A 17,988-nucleotide genomic window follows, 5' to 3' on the forward strand; every position below is an offset into this window, starting at 1 on the left:
CAAACACAAGGTGTTAGTGATTTACTGTGTATAGATTTGATCAAATATACCGCCATCTTGAAAATACACTTCATACGCTTCATTCCAACCACCAAAATCATCTATACTAACCATATTGAGGTCTAAATTAAATACATCAGAAAATTCCTTTAGAATATCAGTATTTGTAGGGCGATAATAATTTTCTCCAGCTAATCTTTGGCCAACATCAGAGTACAGATACGTAAGATATTCTTTCGCTACTTCCTCCGTTCCTCGTTTCTTAGCTACGGAATCAACGATTGCTACAGAAGGTTCTGCAAGGATACTGATGCTAGGTGTCACAATCTCAAACTCATCCGGATGTTCATCAAGTGTAAGATAGGCTTCATTCTCCCAAGCAATTAAAACATCTCCCTGACCATTCTCAACAAATGTTGTCGTTGCTCCCCTTGCTCCAGAATCTAATACACTTACGTTCTTATATAACTTCGTAACAAAATCTTTAATCTGGGTTTCGTCCCCATTATATTGATTCTTTGCATAGGCCCATGCAGATAGGAAATTCCAACAAGCTCCACCTGAAGTTTTTGGATTTGGCGTAATTACATTCACACCGTCTTTAATCAGATCTGACCAGTCTTTAATATCCTTATCATTTCCTTTTCGAACAAGGAAAACAATTGTAGAAGTATATGGAGAACTATTCTTTTCAAATTCATTAATCCAACCTTCCTCAATTAATCCAGCCTCTTCAATTGCTGTAATATCATGTGCTAATGCCAGTGTAACAACATCTGCTTCATTACCTTCAATAACGGAACGTGCCTGTTTTCCCGAACCACCATGTGATTGAGTAACGGTCACTTCTTGCCCCGTTTTATCCTTCCAATACTTGGCGAATTCTACGTTATATTCCTCATAAAATTCTCTAGTAGGATCATAAGATACATTGGTTATCTCAACGGAACCATCTGAGGAAGAGGAATTCTTCTTGCAGCCTGATAATCCCTCAACTGCTAACAACAAAACAAAACTTAGTGCAACCATTCTCTTCATTCTTTTCTTCATATAACGTCCTCCCTTTTTCTCTCACACCAATCTGCTACCCCGTTTTAGATTGACGTATAAACCTATTCTTATATTTCATATTGGATTAATATGAAATAATTTTCTAAAATATACCACTTATTCCATACTATGTCAATAGGATTAGTATATTTTTTCATTTTTTTATTTTTTTGATTGATAATTATTAAATCCTCTGGTATTCCCTAAACCAGCAACATAGCTAACATCATCACCAAAAAAACGCAAAAAGAGGCCTTAAATAGTATACTTCTATACTATCTAAAACCTCTGGTTTTCCAGTCAGTTCTTATTCACTCTTATTCATACTAATACAATATGGATTATATGATTAAGAGTATACCTCTCCTGTTTATAAAAGTCAATATATTTTAAATAAAAAAGAACAGATATCTCTATTACTAGACAAAATATCTGTTCAGAATGTTTATTGTTTTGCCAGTATCCCACCAGATTTTGCAAGTGAAATCTTGTACGTTCCTCTCTCGTCAGTGCATCGAGTGCTCCAAAAGGTTCATCCATTAATAAAATTAATAAATAGGTAAACGTTCTTCATCAATACGATACAAATCATGAACAAGAAAATCCGCTGATGGTGATACATCAAAATATTGCTCGTATGTAAAGCCTACTTGTTTAAAGATGGCATATGTCTTCTTGGCAAGATCGAAGTGCCACTCTGGTGATGGAGTTCTATGTCCTTCTAATTTCGATCCTGGATTTGGATTCCATGCATTGGTCAAACTTAGAATCCCCCTTTTCGCAAGATACTCTACGCCTTCTAATGTTTTTTCTTTCGGCTCAATTCCTGCTACAAACCCAGTTCTTACTTTTCCAAATCCGAATACCTTAACTGCATATTCCAAAGCATCTACCCAGTGTTGCCAGCCACCGCACTCTTTTTCCTTCCCCGGACAAATCGTCTTGAATATATTCTTATCCCATATCTCGATTTGAATTGCTAATGTTCGGTATCCAGCCTCCTTATACTTATCAATTACCGAGAGATCTTCCGGAGCACCAATAACCGCCGTTCCATTAAAGTCCTTTTGACCGAGTTCCTCTTGGATTGCCTCTGCAACATCAATATAGTAATCTACTTCCCTTCGTTCGGGGATAAATCCTCCCGTTATATTAACATGAAGCCCTCCATCTAATTCATATGCTGCTTTCACCGTCTCTGCAATTTGCTTTGGATTCTTCCACTTAATATTCTCTATGTCTGCATAGGTATTTTTCGTTGCATTGGCATTGCAGAACAAGCAATCTAATCCTTTATCCTTTAACGCACATTCATTGCTATAGGCCACTCCAACTGTTTTAGTAGGATTAAAACTAGCTACATGAGACATCTCCACCTGATCAGAGGTAAGTAACTTATAATACTTCGGACGCTCCGTAAATGTAATTGGAAACTTCTCTTCCCCACGATCATATAGAATATATTGATTCTCTACATAATCAATTGTAATATCAGAGTCAGGGTCCCATGTGAAACTATAGTTAATACCACTAGGTGATGTGAAACTACATGGGAAGGCAACACCTGCGTGTTCTTTATGGTCCATCTCAAAGAGGCCATGAATCTGTTCTTGCACCTTCTCTCCTAACTCAAGATGTTTAAAAATCGTTGGATTAACCTTAATTCCATGAACAATGATTTGTGATTTGAGTTCAACTTCTTTATACAATTGTTGCTTTAACTCCTTGATTGTTCTATTGTTTTGGTTATTATTACTCATGACGTTTTCCTCCCGAATTTACTTAATATTCTATTGTTTTTCTCCTAATTCTTTAAATGCCTCCGTATAAAAGGTAGCATTCTCCCACTTTTCAATATCAAAACCTTCCACGATTAATTTATTATCTAATAAAAACTGCAATGTATTCTTTCCATTCTGTATAGTTGCCTCGCTGCTTCCAAGAGTATAATAATTATCATAATTTGGATACAGATATTCATAGGAAGCTTCACTTTCCCCTGTGCTTACCCATTGATCTAATAGTGTATCCTTTTCTTGCTCACACAGTTCCTTTGCCTTAACTAAAGCTCGAACAAATGCCAGAATGATATCCGGGTTTTCCTCAATATATTCCGTGCGTGCAATTACATAGCTTCCAGCCGTCCATTCTGGATGTTCTCTATAATCACATATGACCTTAAATCCTTGTTCTACCAAGCGTGTCAGAGTAACCCCACCTACTACCGCACCATCTACATTGCCAGTTACCAAAAGTTCTGCGCTATCCTGTGCATTCGCATTCACGAATTCTATATCTCTCTCTTTCAAGCTTACATCATTTAGCATATACTGTAGGGTCCGATGCATAAATGCTCCACGTTGTGTTGCGATTTTCTTTCCCTTCATATCCTCTAAGGAATCATACGTTGCATCTTTACCTACAACCAAGGAAGCACCATTATTCAAACCACTGTATGCAATAATTTGCGTATCAATTCCCGATGCCTTACCTATCACTGCTGGAACATCTCCAAGCACCCCAATATCTAGATGTTCACCAGCTAGGGCCTCATTAATTGCTGGACCAGCACCTGTCATGGGCACAAGTTCTGCCTTTACACCAATTGCACTTAGTTCTTCTTCTATAAAGCCTTGATCCCTTGCGACTCCTAACATATCAGATAAGACACCGCCACCAGTCACATCAACGTAGCCAATCTTTACCGTATCTACCTTATGTCCAGTAGGTAAAACCGTACTCTCCACAGGCTCTGTTTGTGCAACAACGTCTGCGGCTTTCTCTTTTTCCTCGTTGGATTTCTTGAAGCAGCCACTCATTAACACTACTACCACCATAATAAGAATTATCCTACTTGTTCTCTCTATCCTTTTCATCATCTTCATCTCCCTATCTGTTATTATGTATTATTTAACTCACACTTCGCACTTGAAGCTTAGCAAACCGTTATTTCTTATCCGCTATATAATAAACCCCCTTGTTCTTTCTCGATATGGTATACTCCTCTCTTGTTCAGTCCACCATATACCTGAAAACCGCTTTCTGTATAGTAAGAAGCTGGTATATAATATCCCACTGTAGAATCTTTCGATGGGTTCATACATAGATGTAACAACTGTAATTCTGGGTGTTTTTCGATTATCTCCTTGAAGGTATCCGGTTCAAAAGATATTCCTTTTATGGGAAGTTGTAGGGTTAATTTTAATTCCTCATATAATTCGTCTTTACTTTTTATTTCTTTCCTTGTTATACTACTCATCTTGTTCTCCTTTCTATACACAACACGTAATTGCTAAACTCTTCGTAACAACGACAAATATATCCATGTGTTTTATGAACCGTTACAATTCCCAAACCCGAATTACGTCAATGCAGTGCTCAATTACATCTACTTAGATACTTCTTGTAACGCCTCTTTATAGAAGCTATCATTAACAAATTCCTTCAAATCAACACTTTTACTTATTAATCCATTTTCTAAGAGGAAGGTATCTACTTCTTGTAATCGATTAATATCTTTTTGTGTAATCTCACCCGATAGATTAGAGAATACTTTTTCCTTACTACCATATACCTTTTCAACCAGCTCCCGGCTAACCTTGTCATTCACAAATGCATCAAATGCCTCTTCCTCATTACTAATAGCATATTGATAACCACGGATATATGCTCTTAAGAATGCTGTCATAACCTCCGGATGGTCTTGCAAGAATTCATTCCTTGCTACTAGTACTAACTGACCAACTAACTCCTGATGACTATTAGTCGTTGACTCAATAAATCGAATAGGAAATTGCTCATCTATCAGTAGTGCCTGTGTATGACTTATTACCAGAGCATCCGCATTGTTGCTTGTGAAGGTAGCTGCTGCGGTAGCTACATCATTAATCACATTAATATCCTCAATTTTCAAATCATTGGCGTACAATACTTTTTTAAAATATTCATCTAATATTGTACCTTTTCCACTAATTACGGTCTTACCTTTCAAGTCCTTCACAGTTTGAATCGTAGAATCCTTCGGAACAATAATACATTGATCTAATTCCGAATCCGTTAAAGCAACTACTGATACATCAATACCGTTGGATTTCAAAACCAATGGTGGTAGATTCCCATAGATGGCAATATCAATACTCTTCCCTGCAAACGCTTCATTGATAGCAGGGCCCGCCTGTGCAAATCCATAAACCTCAAGTTTATAACCAACTGCTTCTAGTTCCTCCTGAATGTAATTTTGCTGATCCGCAAGCAATAAGATTCCTGTTAAATCATTATTTTCTGATGTTAATGCTAAACGTAATTCTTTGAGATCCTTTTCTTCCTTACTCTCCGGTACAATACTCTCACTGGTTACTTCTTTACTCTTTGTTTTACCACTACATGCAACGCACAAAAACGCAGTAGTTAGAAGACAAAAACTAATTGCTACATAACGCCATCTCCATCGCTGTTTTAATCTCTTCATATAAATTACCCTGCCTTTCTCAAAACCTGCACTATCACTTTTTTACACGAACTACAAAAGGCTAATGTAACGTAATTATACGTATACATTAGCCTCCAGTTATCTAGTTAGCTATCATCATACCTTATCTTGATAGATTAAATGGTGCCCACCGGATTCGAACCGGTAATCTAAGTTTTGCAGACTCTTGCCTTTCCCCTTGGCTATGACACCATATTTCTCTTGCGTTATCTTACACATTCTTATGGAGCAATAAACCATCCTCAACCTTATAAAAATCATGTAATAGAATTGCTCCCGGTGTTGCATTATATACTTGTTCAAAGGTGCGTCCATATTTCCTAAGAATACGATAAATCTTCTGTTGAACATCCCAGTGCCATTCTGGCGTTGGGGTTCTATGCCCTTCTAATTTCGATCCAATATTCGGTACCCAACTTAGCGCCGCTGTTGCTACAACACCTTTCTCTGCTAAGGTTTCTATTCCTTCTAACAGATACTCTTTTGGCTCTAATCCTGGAACGAAATTGCTACGAACATTACCCACTCCAAACACTTGAATCGCATAATCAATCGCTTTGATCCAGTTATCATATCCGCCACATAATTGCGCTTTACCGGGGCAGATCGCTTTGAAGAAATCTTTATTCCATACCTCTAGATTAATGCCTACTGTACTAAAGCCTGCCTCTTTATACTTCTCAAGTACCGATATATCTTGTGGTGCACCAATACAAGCTGTTCCATTGAAAGTATCTGTTCCTAGATATTCACGTATGGTCTCTGCCGTATCTAAGTAATACTCCACTTCACGTCGCTCAGGAATGAAGCCACCTGTAATGGTTAGATGATTATATCCTAATTCATACGCTGCTTTTACTGTTTCAGCGATTTGCTTTGGATTCTTCCACTCAATCTTCTCTTTCTCAGCGAAACGATCTTTCGTTGCATTAATATTACAGAACAAACAATCAAGGCCCTTATCTTTCAGTGCACATTCATTACTGTAAGCAACTAGAATCTGTTTATCACCATATTGTCCGTCCCCCGCTGCAACAATTGTTTTCATTGATGTTCCATCAGAAGTATTCTTACCATAGATTGGTGAAGCCTTCGTAACCTCTATCTTTGATAATACTACTCCATCATTCTTCAGATAGATGGTTCCATCTTCCTCTTCTAGATAATAGGGGGAGCGATAATTCTTATTCAATTGAACACCAATGCCATGGTCTAATCGAAATCCACCTGGTATCTCTACATTAGTCGTATCATCAAGTGAGAAGTCCATGCAGTTATGGGATGCAGCTATGTTGGCATCTTTCTCAAGTACACTCTTAAAGATGTTTGGATCAAATCGAACACCTTCTACACCTATGTTACTTCTTAACTCAATTTCTTTATACAAAGCTTCCTTTCGATTACGCATATACTTACCCCTTTCAAAATATAATAGATCTTCACAGCTAATCTCCTTGTAATGTCAACAGACGACATACCATACGATTCACTGTAATAAAACACTGCTTAGATTCTCTATCAGCCCAATTCCTCCTTCATATCCAACATTGCAACTGCTAATAATTACCTTGTTATATGCAGGATAGGAGATTGTATAGTGATAAGCACCAAGGCTCCTTGCTATCTCTTCTTCCAAACTGCTTCCTAATACTAGCTCTGGATTTGCTTCTTCAATGAGCTGACTGATTTCTCTTGTATCCTTCTTATAGTAAATGTCATATGCCAGTGACCTTAGATATTCACTTGGTTCCTGTTTCGTCTCTTCTCCAACAAAGTCAGTAATAATAATCGCTAGAATCTCCATACCAAGATACCTAGTTAAAAAATCGGCATATCGAATTGTCGTGCTTTCATCGCCTACTATGACTACGCTTTTCTGAAAATCATAATCGTAGTAATATTCGGTAATTTGTTTTAAGGCATAGCGGAATCGTTCTTTTCCTGCACGGAAGAAGTCTCTAGCAATCTCTACTTTGATTGGTATTTCCTTCGCTATTTGATCTACCAACAACTCCATGGCATCAGGTCCCATTCCAAGATTATCAACTACTATATACGGTGTATGGTATAGCTTCTTAAGTTTCTTCGCGGCTTCAATTCCCCACTTAGAAACTACAATATTCAAATTAGCCGTATTCATTCTTCTCCAATTATCAATGGATTGTTTGTATCCCAAGAGTTTATTGACTTTGATTCCTAGTGGTTGCAATACTCGCTGTATCTCATCTAAATTACCTTGCCAGTAGATATCCTGCACTGGAATTATCCCTAGAATATTGACCTTAATACGATTATCGCTACTTTCCTCCTCTACGTTTTCATATACACTTGGTAGTTTATCAATCAACGTGCTGACGATTCCTTCATATCCAATATATTGATCTCCTTTGAACCCTGGAGCTCTGTAATTGATTGCTTTCTCACCTTGATCCACAATCTCCTGCGTCATGGAGATACTATCATCTCCAACCATCTCAGACTCACATCCGGACAAAGTAACGTATAGATCTCCATTCATTACCTTGACGGTATTCTTAATCTGTTCACGCAATCTTGATGTCCCACCAAAGATGACTTGCTTCTCATAGACATTAGAACTTGGTATTTCATACCCCTGAACGTAAGCTGCAAAGGCGCTCCCTACCTTCTTAGCAATATCGTGTTGCAATCCACAGCCTGGTGTAGTGTGCAATATCGGTACAACTCCCTGAATCTGAGTTATGGTTTGTATCGCACCGTGTAGATTGCACCCATAACGACCTCTCTCAATGCTTTTTGACACCTTACTTCACCTCCTGCTTAATATACCAATTCGTGCTTTTTTTCGTCCACGTATTTGCATAAGGATTAACTGCATCCTCACTAATATACCTTGTATAAGACACGCTTCGTTTTGCGCGGTGAATACTATTAACAAAGGTCTTAATTCCTTGATAGAAGAAGATATTCTTATTGCCAATCGGTATGGGAATAACTCCTTGCTTGGAAACAAAGTCCCCAATTGCCTTCTCTGCTATATAAAAAGTTACTTGGTTCTTACTAAATATATTGGCTAATTCAAATAGCTGACCGTCTCCCACCTGTATATATGCCTCTTTCTTCAAGCTCTTCAGACTCTCTTTGTTACTCACATCGACAAAAGGTATTGTAATTCCAACCACTTCACCACCAAGATCTTCTACCAATTCAACTATACTTTTTGCTAGACTCGCAGGCAGATCAATATATACTTTTTCTCCCTTTAGAGGTTGACTTGCTATGTAACTTTGTACGTTCTTCTCCTCTTCCCTAATGAATATCTCAATTTCATCTTGGATTTCTAGATGTTTCCCTAATTCATTGAGCCATTTACTAATTGCGGGTGTTCCAATGGGTGCTTGTGCTGTGATTGCGGGAATGCCTATCTCCTCCAAACCTTGTAGAAGAACTTCTGCTTCCTCACCGTTTAATGCCATAGAGGCGATACTTTTATTTGCTTTCTGAATTTCATCAATTGTTGCATACCTTGGAATTACATTCGCTTTTAGTCCTAGCTTATCAAATATACGATGTAGCTCTTTTTTAGTTTTGTAATTCAACGTGGTACTAATGATGTTGACCTGTCTAATCTGTTTATCGGTAGCGTTTTGAGAGATCAAATATTTTCCAATACCATGTAGCACAATATCACTTCCATTAATGCCAGCCTTTGACTTAAATCCATCTGTATCAATTACTATAATGGGAATCTCTAACTCCTCTTGTAATTCTAATACTACAGAGGACATATCATCATTATTGATTGCCACAACACAAGTTCCAACAACAAATATCACGTTCGGTTTATGATCATTATACGCACGTTCTATGACGATTCTTAATTTCTCATCTCCACCCATAATGGTATCTCTTTCATCTAGATTAGTTGAATACCAGGTAGACCGATCACTTGAGATTGCCCCATCTTTCTTAAATTGTCTAGCGTTTCTAAACTGGTAACCGATCATCGATGCACTACAACCCGTCGCACCATGAACCACAACCGCTATGTCTTGTATGGTGCTTAAGAGATCAAGGGCCACGATTAACTCATCCGATGTAGTTTGCGAGAAGGTTCGTATCCTTTGGCGTATCTCTGAAACTTCTAAGTCTTCTCGTAAGTTTTCTACCTGGCCATAGTACGCTGTAATTGTAGAATTTCTCTTTTCTCTCGCTACTAATTTCCTTTCATCTAAAACCCCCATGAACGCCTCCTTTCTAGATAGCTTCCGACCCACTAATTACCCCTGTCTCAAGGTCATAGATCTTATCTCCCCACTCTCTTGCCCAATCCTTTAGTTCCGTCACCCCCAGTGGATTTGGTATCACCAAATCCTCACTTTCTGCTATATACGTAGATAAGTTACGATAAATCCCAGCATGTGGATCTCTTGGATGTGCCTCTATCACTGTCTTTCCAAACAACTCACTTTGTGATACAACTAGTGAACGTGGAATATAGCCAACCGTTTTTGTTCCTGTCTTTTCTGTGAAATCATTAATAATAGATTTAGAATAACCAGCAGATAAGCCGTTCCCGATTACGCCGCCAAGCTTTGCCCCGCCTGAAGGGGCATACTTGTTAATGGCTTTGAAAAGATTATTCGCTGCATATATTGCCATAAAGTCGGAGGAACTTACAACATATGCCCGATCGGTAATTCCATCTCTGATTGGAACGGCAAATCCGCCACATACAACATCTCCAAGAACATCATATAATACATAATCAGGCTTGAATTCTTCGAATAGATTCAACTCTTGTAACAAATTAACTGCTGCATTAATTCCACGTCCTGCACAGCCAACCCCAGGAACAGGGCCACCCGACTCGATACATAAGACACCTTTAAAACCAACTACCGATATATCCTCTAGATGAATCTTCTTCCCTTCTCTTAAACTATCAAGTACAGTGGGTAGATAATTATTACCTCGTAAAGTATTTGTTGAGTCACTCTTTGGGTCACACCCTATCTGAATTACTCGATATCCCGCCTCTGCTAAAGCGGCACTGATATTGGAGGTGGTGGTTGATTTTCCAATTCCACCTTTACCATAAATAGCTATATGTTTTCCTATTTTCTTACTCATATTAATAACCATGCCCTTCCTTAGCCTGTAAACTTTGGGCCGCAGGCACAAAGTTGCGTGTAAAAGATTCATCTATCAATTCATTGATCTCATCAACCTTGTTTAACTCTTCCCAAGGAAGTTCTATATCAGTTCTGCCAAAATGACCGTAAGCCGCTGTTTGCTTATAGATTGGTCTTCTTAAATCCAATGCATTAATAATTGCCTCGGGACGTAGATCAAATACCTTTTCTATTACCTCAACAATCTTCTCATCTGAATACTTACCAGTACCAAAAGTATCCACAGCGATAGATACAGGTTTTGCTACTCCAATCGCATAGGCTAGTTCTATCTCCGCCTTATCAGCAATTCCCGCTGCAACAATGTTCTTAGCTACCCACCTTGCTGCATATGCTGCCGATCGGTCAACCTTGGTTGGATCCTTACCAGAGAATGCACCACCTCCATGTCTACCGGTACCTCCATATGTATCTACGATAATCTTTCTTCCTGTTAATCCAGCATCTCCTTGTGGGCCACCAATTACGAATCTTCCCGTAGGATTGATGAAATACTTCGTATTCTCATCTAATAACTGGGGAGGTATTACTTCTTTGATAACAGATCTGATTACGTCTTGCTTAATCTGTCCTAACGTTACAACTTCGCTATGTTGTGTTGAGATAACGATTGTATCGATTCTGGCCACTTTACCTTCCTCATCGAACTCCACCGTAACTTGCGATTTACCATCGGGTCTTAGATAAGGTAAAAGTCCTTCTTTCCTTACTTTTGTTAATCTTCTTGTCAAACGATGAGCATACGATATGGCTGGTGGTAGATACTCCGATGTTTCGTTAGTTGCATAGCCAAATATAATTCCTTGATCGCCTGCTCCTGTTCCGAAGTCTTCTTCTACTCCTTCTTGCTTTGATTCGTATGCTTTATCCACCCCCAGTGCAATATCCGCAGATTGCTCATCTATGGAGGTAAGAACTGCAATGGAATCCGCATCAAATCCTCCTGCATTCTTCGTATATCCAATATCCCTTATTGTCTTTCGGACTACCTTGGCTATGTCCACATAGGCATCTGTGGTAATCTCACCAACTACTAGTGCTAAACCTGTTGCCACTGTTGTTTCTGCTGCTACTCTTGAATATGGATCCTGCTCTAATAATGCATCTAAGATTGCATCTGAGATTTGATCTGCAATCTTATCTGGATGCCCTTCTGTTACTGATTCTGATGTGAATAATTTTCCCATAATAAATCCTCCATTCTTAATGTCTCTTTTAATTATTATAAAGCCAAATGTGACCTGACACCTCCTAATCAGGTTGTATCTATGGCATTCTCTAAAACTCGAAAAGAGGTTTCAGATGGTATAACACCATCTGAAACCTCTAGTTTTCTAGTCAGTTTAACATCATATATTTATTTTATTCGGACCTTCTCATTCTTTTCTATTTGAATGACCTTTCCATCCTGTACTATTACCGTAACCGAACCGTATTGAATCGTCTCAAGGAATTCCCTTATTTTATTCATATCAGTATCACTAATTGCATTCTTCTTATATGCGCTCATAACTCTCCTCCTTATACTACAATACGTTCTGTTATATGTACCAATAGCCTATATCGTGTACTCAATTGCTTCTTCGCTTTCTTCAAAGAAGTGGTCTAATATCTTTTTCTTATAATAGCTAAATTCGGCACCACCTCTGTTTTTAGCAACGGATGATTCAATTGTCAATATAGATTTGATCTCACCTGGTCTTGCTGACATTACAATAACTCTTCTTCCAAGGTATATAGCTTCATCAATATCATGGGTAACCATAATCATTGTCGTCTTCTCTTCCTTTTGTATTCGTAGAATCTCTTTTTGCATCTGAATCCTCGTTAATGCATCTAATGCACCAAAAGGTTCATCTAGTAGTAAGATACTTGGGTTTGCCACAAGCCCTCTCGCTATTGCCGCTCTTTGTGACATCCCTCCAGATAATTGACTTGGATACGCCTTCTCGAAGCCCTCGAGTCCCACTAGTTCAATATGTTTCTCGATCAACTTCTCTCTTTCCCTCTTATCAAGATTCTTAATTCCAAATCCCACGTTATCTCTAATCTTTAACCATGGTAATAATCGATGTTCCTGGAATACCATACCGCAATCGGTACCTGGTTGAACTACTTTCTTACCATTACGTATAACCTCACCTTCCTCATAGTCAACCAATCCAGCAATAATCTTCAACAAAGTACTCTTACCACAACCGCTATGACCAACTATGGTGATGAATTCTCCTTCTTCCACAGTAAGATTAATACCTTTTAGAATGGGAACCTCTTGTTTATTGACAATAAATCTTTTATCTAAGTTTTTGATTTGCAAGATCTCCTTAGCCATTTGCCTTTCCTCCACTTCTTCTCTCCCATGGAGTGAGTGCTTTGAATAATAGAGATAACCCCTTATCCATAATAATGCCAACCAAGCCAATGACTAACATGCAGACAATTACGATATCCGATCGCATTAAGCTTCTTGCATCACTCATACGATAGCCAATTCCTGCGGTAGCTGCTATTAACTCGGAAGCAACAACTGCCATCCAGGATACTCCCAAACCTAACTTTAATCCAACCAACATTTGTGGTAATGCATGTGGCAAATACACCTTCGCAAATGTTTTAATCTTACCTAACTTATACAACCTTGCAACTTCTATGTACCCAGTTGGTGTACTTTCAACACCATTCAATGTATTTATCATAATAGGGAAGAAAGCGGCAATCACTATAATAACAATCTTTGATTCTTCGCCAATACCACACCATAGTATAACAAGTGGTATCCACGCAATCATTGGAATCTGACGGATAACCGTAGTTATCAATCCAAATAGCTTCTTAACAACAGGGAACATCCCCATTAAGATACCCAGTATCCCACCAAACAAAATGGAATACGCATATCCCTTCGTAACTCTTGTAAAACTAACACGCAAATCTTCTTGCAATTGTCCTGTCTGTACCATGCCTCCGAATGCTTTCTTCACCTTAGATATACTCGGTAAGATACTCGATGGTGTATCTGTATACGTGGTAGTAAAATGCCAGGCCAATACGATTATAATTGGAATAATTAATTGAATTCCAATATCTTTCAGCTTTCTCACAGAATCCCCCTCTCTATTCCTCCCCTTTCTTTATTATTTTTCTTCTGTATTAAATTCCTACTAATCTTTTCATATATTTCATATTGTATTACTATGATTTGCTTTTTAGTATAATAACCTACTTTCCATACTTTGTCAATATGTTTTATTTATAACTTCTAATTTTTTATTATTTGAGTATGACTTAATATATACGAAAAACAACATAAAAAAACAAATTTTACAAAGCTGTTGTCATATGTGAACATTTCTGTTCACTAGGTGGCAAGCAAAGAAAATTTGTTTTTTCTGGTGTGCGTATCATTGTAATTTTATAACTGGTTATAGTGTCAAAAGCCTCTCGTAAAACTTACTTGGTCAATTTGCACATATAAAACTTAACTAATGTTATGTCGAACATAGTTCGATGAGCAGCTGTATGAAGTCGTTGGTACTTAGGCTCTGTATTTTAGAGCCTTATGTACCACTACGTACTTCAGCGGGGCGAGAGCGCGTTGCGAGTGAACTACGTTTGACCTAACATGCTCACACATATATTTGTGCAAAGTGACGAAATCAAAATTAAAATGGCTTTTGATACTCTAACCAATAACTCAAACTTCACATTTGAAGATTACGATAAGTGGCTAACTGCTATATTAGAATACTATCACTAGATAACATAATGGTCTGCCTTGGCTAATTCTAGTTCTACTAAATCTGCTAAAGTAAATCCATCTACTACACTGTTAATTGCTTCGTATAGCTTTTCCCAGATGAATATCGTCACGCAATCTTCCTGTCTATTACATTCATTCGGATCATCATCTAAACAAGGAACTGGTGCAAGGCTTCCCTCTGTTAACCGTAAAATCATACCAACTGTATAGTCTTTTGGCTTTCTAGCTAAACGGTATCCCCCTTGTGGACCTCTTACACTTCTCACAAATCCTGCTTTATTCAAAACTGCAATAATCTGTTCGAGATATTTCTCTGATATCTCTTGACGTGCAGCTATATCTTTAATACGAATGGTTTCCCCCGTATCATTGAGCGCTAGATCTAGCATAAGCCTTAACGCATATCTCCCTTTTGTAGATATCTTCAATTATATCCCTCCTTTTCATTGTATTCATATAAGAATAGTATATTATAGTTTTAACATAATTTTAGGATTTGTCAACTATTTTTCAGCATTTTATTATTTTACAGTAACTTTATCTGGATATATCTTTTCCAAAGCATCCGTATTGATATAATTACTAATATCGTATTTTTTTTCATACCTTCCATTATTAAAAGCCCAGTCTTCAATTTCTATCAATTGCTCAACACCCTCTTGACTGAATCCAATTCTAGACTTTGCAATTGACCAGTCACTCTTAAAATTGTCCGCAGAGATTCCAAGTGTTGTTTCTAGGTACTTTGCGGTTTCGTCAAGATGCTCCATAATATAGTCATAACTTTCCTGTGTTGCTTTCAAAAAATCAGCTAGCACCTGTACATGACTACTATTAAATTCTTCCGTTGTCATATAATAGCTGTAGGTTTCAATACCTAAATCAGCTCCATCAATGGCTTTTTTCCAACCAATACCTTCAAAGTAGGTTGAACCAGAGCCAGATGAAAATACTGCTGCTACATCACCAGACTGGGCCAGAGCTAAACTCGTTGTAGTACTATCGGAATTCACAAGATTTTGCTTGCCTTCATCAAATCCAAGATATCCAAATATTTGACTATTATAATATTCATTTACCGTTCCAACTGAATTTATAAATCCTTTTCCATCTAACTTCTTAAGATCGTCTGCATACTCAGGAGCCGTGTATAAGAATCCGTTTACATCTCCTCCTTGAATTTCTGACACTATAACTAGATTATTCGTATCTAATGTATTACCAATTCGGTTTACTGCAGCATAATCCGCCATATTCCCAATATCCGCCTGACCAGCTACTACGGCGTCAATGGTATTTACACCTGCTGCATATTCAGTAATCTCCAAGTTGATTCCATTCTTTTCAAAAATCCCTTGCTGCTTTCCTATCAATGCTGTATATTGTGTAAAATTTCCAGTCATAACAGCAACACGCACTGTTGTTAATCCATTTTTAGAACTGCTGTCAACAGAGTCCGTTTCATTTCTACAACCTGTTAATAACATTGTACCCAGTATTATAATGATGGCTAAACTAATTATTTTTCTATTCATATTCTTCTACCCCTCTTTATTTTATTAGCCAAAAAGCCTTTTTCTACTTAACTCCAAATTGTTTTAATAACCTTTTACCTGTGTAAGATATCAACCGATCCGCTACAAACCCAAGAAGGCCAAGTGTAATAATCCCTACGAACATCCAATTAGTTCTATAGTATAATCTAGAGCTATACACAAGATATCCTAACCCATTATTTGATACTAACATCTCTGCGGCAACAACACATAGAATCGATCCGCTAAGTCCCAACCTAATTCCCGTAAATATAGATGGTACTGCGGATGGCACAATTACAGTAAAAAACACCTTGAATTTTGATGCCCCCATACACTGAGCCGCTTCTACTAATGTTTTGTCTGTAGAAGCTACTCCCGCTATTGTATTGATAAGCATTGGGAAGAAAGTAGCATACGCAATAAGTGCCGTTTTAGAGCCCTCCAAAACGCCAAACCACATAAGGAAAAGACTTGTTAATGCCAAAACAGGTACAAATCTAAAGTAATTAAGCACTGGTTCTACAAGCCATCTGACTTTATCAAAATGCCCAATTAACAAGCCTAATGGTACCGCCATTATTATTCCTGTAAACCAACCTCTTCCCGCTCTTTCCACACTCACAACAATATCCGTCCACAGGACTCCATTTTCTACAAGCTGCTTAAACCCCTTTAACACCGATAGTGGACCTGGCAAGAAATAATCGGAATAAGATAAGGAACCTACCTGCCAGATGGCCATCAATAATACCCAAGAAAATAAACCATGCTTTATTATCCTTTTAAAAAATCCAGATAATTTTACGTCATTTTTTTTGATCTTAACCGCCATTACTTTTCTCCCCCTTCTAAATATAGAATATAGATGACGTATCTAAACCTTTATTGATCAATCGGTATGTCCCCTTATCATCAAATACATATAGCTTAGTTATTAATAATTGAACCTTATCACCAGCTTTTATTATTTCTTCATCTAACGCCCATAGGGCTTTTATGAAAATCCCCTGCACATCTACCTCAAGTTCAATGAAATTCCCTCTAAATATGGAGTTTATTACGATTCCTTCTTCAAGTACACTCGTATACTGCTCCTGAGTCCCATATTGAAACACCTTAACGAATTCTGGTCTGATAACAGCCTTATCCTTCCTTGCCACTTCAGCAAATCCCTTTAACCTAGAATAATTTTCAATTATCGTAGAGTTTCCAATGAACCTTGCAACAAAAGCGGTTTGAGGGTTTTTATAAATCTCTACTGGGGAACCCATCTGTTCTATCCTACCCAGATTAGTTATAACAATCTCGTCTGCAACTTCAATTGCTTCCTCTTGGTCATGTGTAACAAATATACTAGTAATTCCAATCTTGCTAATCATCTCTCGTAACCAGCTTCGTAGTTCTTGGCGTACCTTTGCATCAATAGCAGCAAACGGCTCATCAAGTAATAACAGTTGTGGATTCGGCGCTAATGCCCTTGCAAAAGCAATTCGCTGTTTTTGACCTCCGGATAACTGCGATGGGTATCTTCCGTCCAGCCCTGGAAGCCCCACTAGATTAAGTAGCTCCGTAACTCTGGTTTTGATAAAATCTTTATTCTTCTTTTGTACCTTCAAACCATAAGCAATGTTATCATAGACTGTCATATATGGAAAAAGTCCATAATTTTGAAACACAAATCCGATCTCTCTTTTGCTAGATGGCTGATTATTAACCAGTTCCCCATTAATGTAAACATCACCAGAATCCTGTTTTTCAAGTCCCGCCAATATTCTAAGAATAGTTGTCTTTCCACTTCCACTTGGTCCCAACAATCCAATCAGTTTTCCCTTTTCTATACTGAATGACACATTATCGGAGGCCTTATAATCTCCAAATGATTTATTAATATTTTTCAGTTCAACATACATTTTCTCAATCCTCCCATAATGTTATTACTTAGTCATTTTTGAAACACTTGGTAATGCAAAAAGACAT

At 37.8% G+C, this 17,988-nt stretch carries 17 protein-coding genes and 1 tRNA gene; all 18 read right to left on the bottom strand.

The window, feature by feature from the left end; genetic code table 11:
- Window positions 1–21 precede the first annotated feature (21 nt).
- The 18 genes from BUB90_RS04195 to BUB90_RS04285 all read right to left on the bottom strand — a co-directional run bounded on the left by BUB90_RS04195 (window position 22) and on the right by BUB90_RS04285 (window position 17,921).
- Window positions 22–1,050 carry a sulfate ABC transporter substrate-binding protein gene (locus tag BUB90_RS04195; RefSeq protein ID WP_073283312.1) on the bottom strand — a complete coding sequence of 343 codons (1,029 nt, stop codon included), beginning with the start codon at window positions 1,048–1,050 and terminating at the stop codon, window positions 22–24.
- Between the two features lie 548 nt (window positions 1,051–1,598).
- Window positions 1,599–2,810 carry a radical SAM protein gene (locus BUB90_RS04205; RefSeq protein ID WP_073283320.1) on the bottom strand — a complete coding sequence of 404 codons (1,212 nt, stop codon included), beginning with the start codon at window positions 2,808–2,810 and terminating at the stop codon, window positions 1,599–1,601.
- Between the two features lie 30 nt (window positions 2,811–2,840).
- Window positions 2,841–3,929: an ABC transporter substrate-binding protein gene (locus tag BUB90_RS04210; protein WP_242952476.1), complete on the bottom strand. Its 1,089-nt coding sequence runs from the start codon at window positions 3,927–3,929 to the stop codon at window positions 2,841–2,843.
- 74 nt (window positions 3,930–4,003) lie between these two features.
- Window positions 4,004–4,309: a hypothetical protein gene (locus BUB90_RS04215; protein WP_073283323.1), complete on the bottom strand. Its 306-nt coding sequence runs from the start codon at window positions 4,307–4,309 to the stop codon at window positions 4,004–4,006.
- 129 nt (window positions 4,310–4,438) lie between these two features.
- Window positions 4,439–5,518: an ABC transporter substrate-binding protein gene (locus BUB90_RS04220; RefSeq protein ID WP_073283327.1), complete on the bottom strand. Its 1,080-nt coding sequence runs from the start codon at window positions 5,516–5,518 to the stop codon at window positions 4,439–4,441.
- A 142-nt stretch (window positions 5,519–5,660) separates the two neighbouring features.
- Window positions 5,661–5,731, bottom strand: a tRNA-Cys gene (locus BUB90_RS04225).
- 19 nt (window positions 5,732–5,750) lie between these two features.
- Complete coding sequence (locus BUB90_RS04230; protein ID WP_073283330.1) at window positions 5,751–6,947, bottom strand: radical SAM protein; 1,197 nt, start codon at window positions 6,945–6,947, stop codon at window positions 5,751–5,753.
- 78 nt (window positions 6,948–7,025) lie between these two features.
- A complete protein-coding gene (locus BUB90_RS04235) occupies window positions 7,026–8,321 on the bottom strand; it encodes a nitrogenase component 1 (protein ID WP_073283336.1) in 1,296 nt (431 codons plus the stop codon).
- Between the two features lies 1 nt (window position 8,322).
- The gene (locus tag BUB90_RS04240) at window positions 8,323–9,762 is read right to left on the bottom strand and encodes a nitrogenase component 1 (RefSeq protein WP_073283340.1); all 1,440 of its coding nucleotides are present in this window, start codon (window positions 9,760–9,762) and stop codon (window positions 8,323–8,325) included.
- A gap of 13 nt (window positions 9,763–9,775) precedes the next feature.
- Window positions 9,776–10,651: a nucleotide-binding protein gene (locus BUB90_RS04245; RefSeq protein WP_073283833.1), complete on the bottom strand. Its 876-nt coding sequence runs from the start codon at window positions 10,649–10,651 to the stop codon at window positions 9,776–9,778.
- 1 nt (window position 10,652) lies between these two features.
- Window positions 10,653–11,900: a methionine adenosyltransferase gene (metK, locus tag BUB90_RS04250; protein ID WP_084139079.1), complete on the bottom strand. Its 1,248-nt coding sequence runs from the start codon at window positions 11,898–11,900 to the stop codon at window positions 10,653–10,655.
- 170 nt (window positions 11,901–12,070) lie between these two features.
- Window positions 12,071–12,223, bottom strand: a complete 153-nt coding sequence (locus BUB90_RS04255) for a YezD family protein (protein ID WP_073283343.1) — start codon at window positions 12,221–12,223, stop codon at window positions 12,071–12,073.
- A gap of 48 nt (window positions 12,224–12,271) precedes the next feature.
- On the bottom strand, window positions 12,272–13,045 hold the full coding sequence (locus BUB90_RS04260; RefSeq protein ID WP_073283347.1) for an ABC transporter ATP-binding protein: 774 nt from the start codon (window positions 13,043–13,045) through the stop codon (window positions 12,272–12,274).
- Entirely contained in the window at window positions 13,038–13,814 is a 777-nt protein-coding gene (locus tag BUB90_RS04265) for an ABC transporter permease (protein WP_073283350.1), read from the bottom strand. The genes BUB90_RS04260 and BUB90_RS04265 overlap by 8 nt, the downstream gene beginning before the upstream one ends.
- A gap of 652 nt (window positions 13,815–14,466) precedes the next feature.
- The gene (locus tag BUB90_RS04270) at window positions 14,467–14,901 is read right to left on the bottom strand and encodes an RrF2 family transcriptional regulator (protein WP_073283354.1); all 435 of its coding nucleotides are present in this window, start codon (window positions 14,899–14,901) and stop codon (window positions 14,467–14,469) included.
- Between the two features lie 93 nt (window positions 14,902–14,994).
- Window positions 14,995–16,008 carry an ABC transporter substrate-binding protein gene (locus BUB90_RS04275; RefSeq protein WP_073283357.1) on the bottom strand — a complete coding sequence of 338 codons (1,014 nt, stop codon included), beginning with the start codon at window positions 16,006–16,008 and terminating at the stop codon, window positions 14,995–14,997.
- Between the two features lie 43 nt (window positions 16,009–16,051).
- The gene (locus BUB90_RS04280) at window positions 16,052–16,843 is read right to left on the bottom strand and encodes an ABC transporter permease (protein WP_073283362.1); all 792 of its coding nucleotides are present in this window, start codon (window positions 16,841–16,843) and stop codon (window positions 16,052–16,054) included.
- Window positions 16,844–16,859: 16 nt separating this feature from the next.
- On the bottom strand, window positions 16,860–17,921 hold the full coding sequence (locus BUB90_RS04285; RefSeq protein WP_073283366.1) for a sulfate/molybdate ABC transporter ATP-binding protein: 1,062 nt from the start codon (window positions 17,919–17,921) through the stop codon (window positions 16,860–16,862).
- Window positions 17,922–17,988: the final 67 nt, after the last annotated feature.

Source organism: Anaerosporobacter mobilis DSM 15930, assembly GCF_900142955.1.
Lineage (GTDB): Bacteria > Bacillota > Clostridia > Lachnospirales > Lachnospiraceae > Anaerosporobacter > Anaerosporobacter mobilis.

Bases quoted from the DNA above. Each gene is read 5' to 3' on its own strand.
- BUB90_RS04195 (WP_073283312.1), bottom strand. From the start codon at position 1,050: ATGAAGAAAAGAATGAAGAGAATGGTTGCACTAAGTTTTGTTTTGTTG.
- BUB90_RS04205 (WP_073283320.1), bottom strand. From the start codon at position 2,810: ATGAGTAATAATAACCAAAACAATAGAACAATCAAGGAGTTAAAGCAA.
- BUB90_RS04210 (WP_242952476.1), bottom strand. From the start codon at position 3,929: ATGATGAAAAGGATAGAGAGAACAAGTAGGATAATTCTTATTATGGTG.
- BUB90_RS04215 (WP_073283323.1), bottom strand. From the start codon at position 4,309: ATGAGTAGTATAACAAGGAAAGAAATAAAAAGTAAAGACGAATTATAT.
- BUB90_RS04220 (WP_073283327.1), bottom strand. From the start codon at position 5,518: ATGAAGAGATTAAAACAGCGATGGAGATGGCGTTATGTAGCAATTAGT.
- BUB90_RS04230 (WP_073283330.1), bottom strand. From the start codon at position 6,947: ATGCGTAATCGAAAGGAAGCTTTGTATAAAGAAATTGAGTTAAGAAGT.
- BUB90_RS04240 (WP_073283340.1), bottom strand. From the start codon at position 9,762: ATGGGGGTTTTAGATGAAAGGAAATTAGTAGCGAGAGAAAAGAGAAAT.
- BUB90_RS04245 (WP_073283833.1), bottom strand. From the start codon at position 10,651: ATGAGTAAGAAAATAGGAAAACATATAGCTATTTATGGTAAAGGTGGA.
- metK (WP_084139079.1), bottom strand. From the start codon at position 11,900: ATGGGAAAATTATTCACATCAGAATCAGTAACAGAAGGGCATCCAGAT.
- BUB90_RS04255 (WP_073283343.1), bottom strand. From the start codon at position 12,223: ATGAGCGCATATAAGAAGAATGCAATTAGTGATACTGATATGAATAAA.
- BUB90_RS04260 (WP_073283347.1), bottom strand. From the start codon at position 13,045: ATGGCTAAGGAGATCTTGCAAATCAAAAACTTAGATAAAAGATTTATT.
- BUB90_RS04275 (WP_073283357.1), bottom strand. From the start codon at position 16,008: ATGAATAGAAAAATAATTAGTTTAGCCATCATTATAATACTGGGTACA.
- BUB90_RS04280 (WP_073283362.1), bottom strand. From the start codon at position 16,843: ATGGCGGTTAAGATCAAAAAAAATGACGTAAAATTATCTGGATTTTTT.
- BUB90_RS04285 (WP_073283366.1), bottom strand. From the start codon at position 17,921: ATGTATGTTGAACTGAAAAATATTAATAAATCATTTGGAGATTATAAG.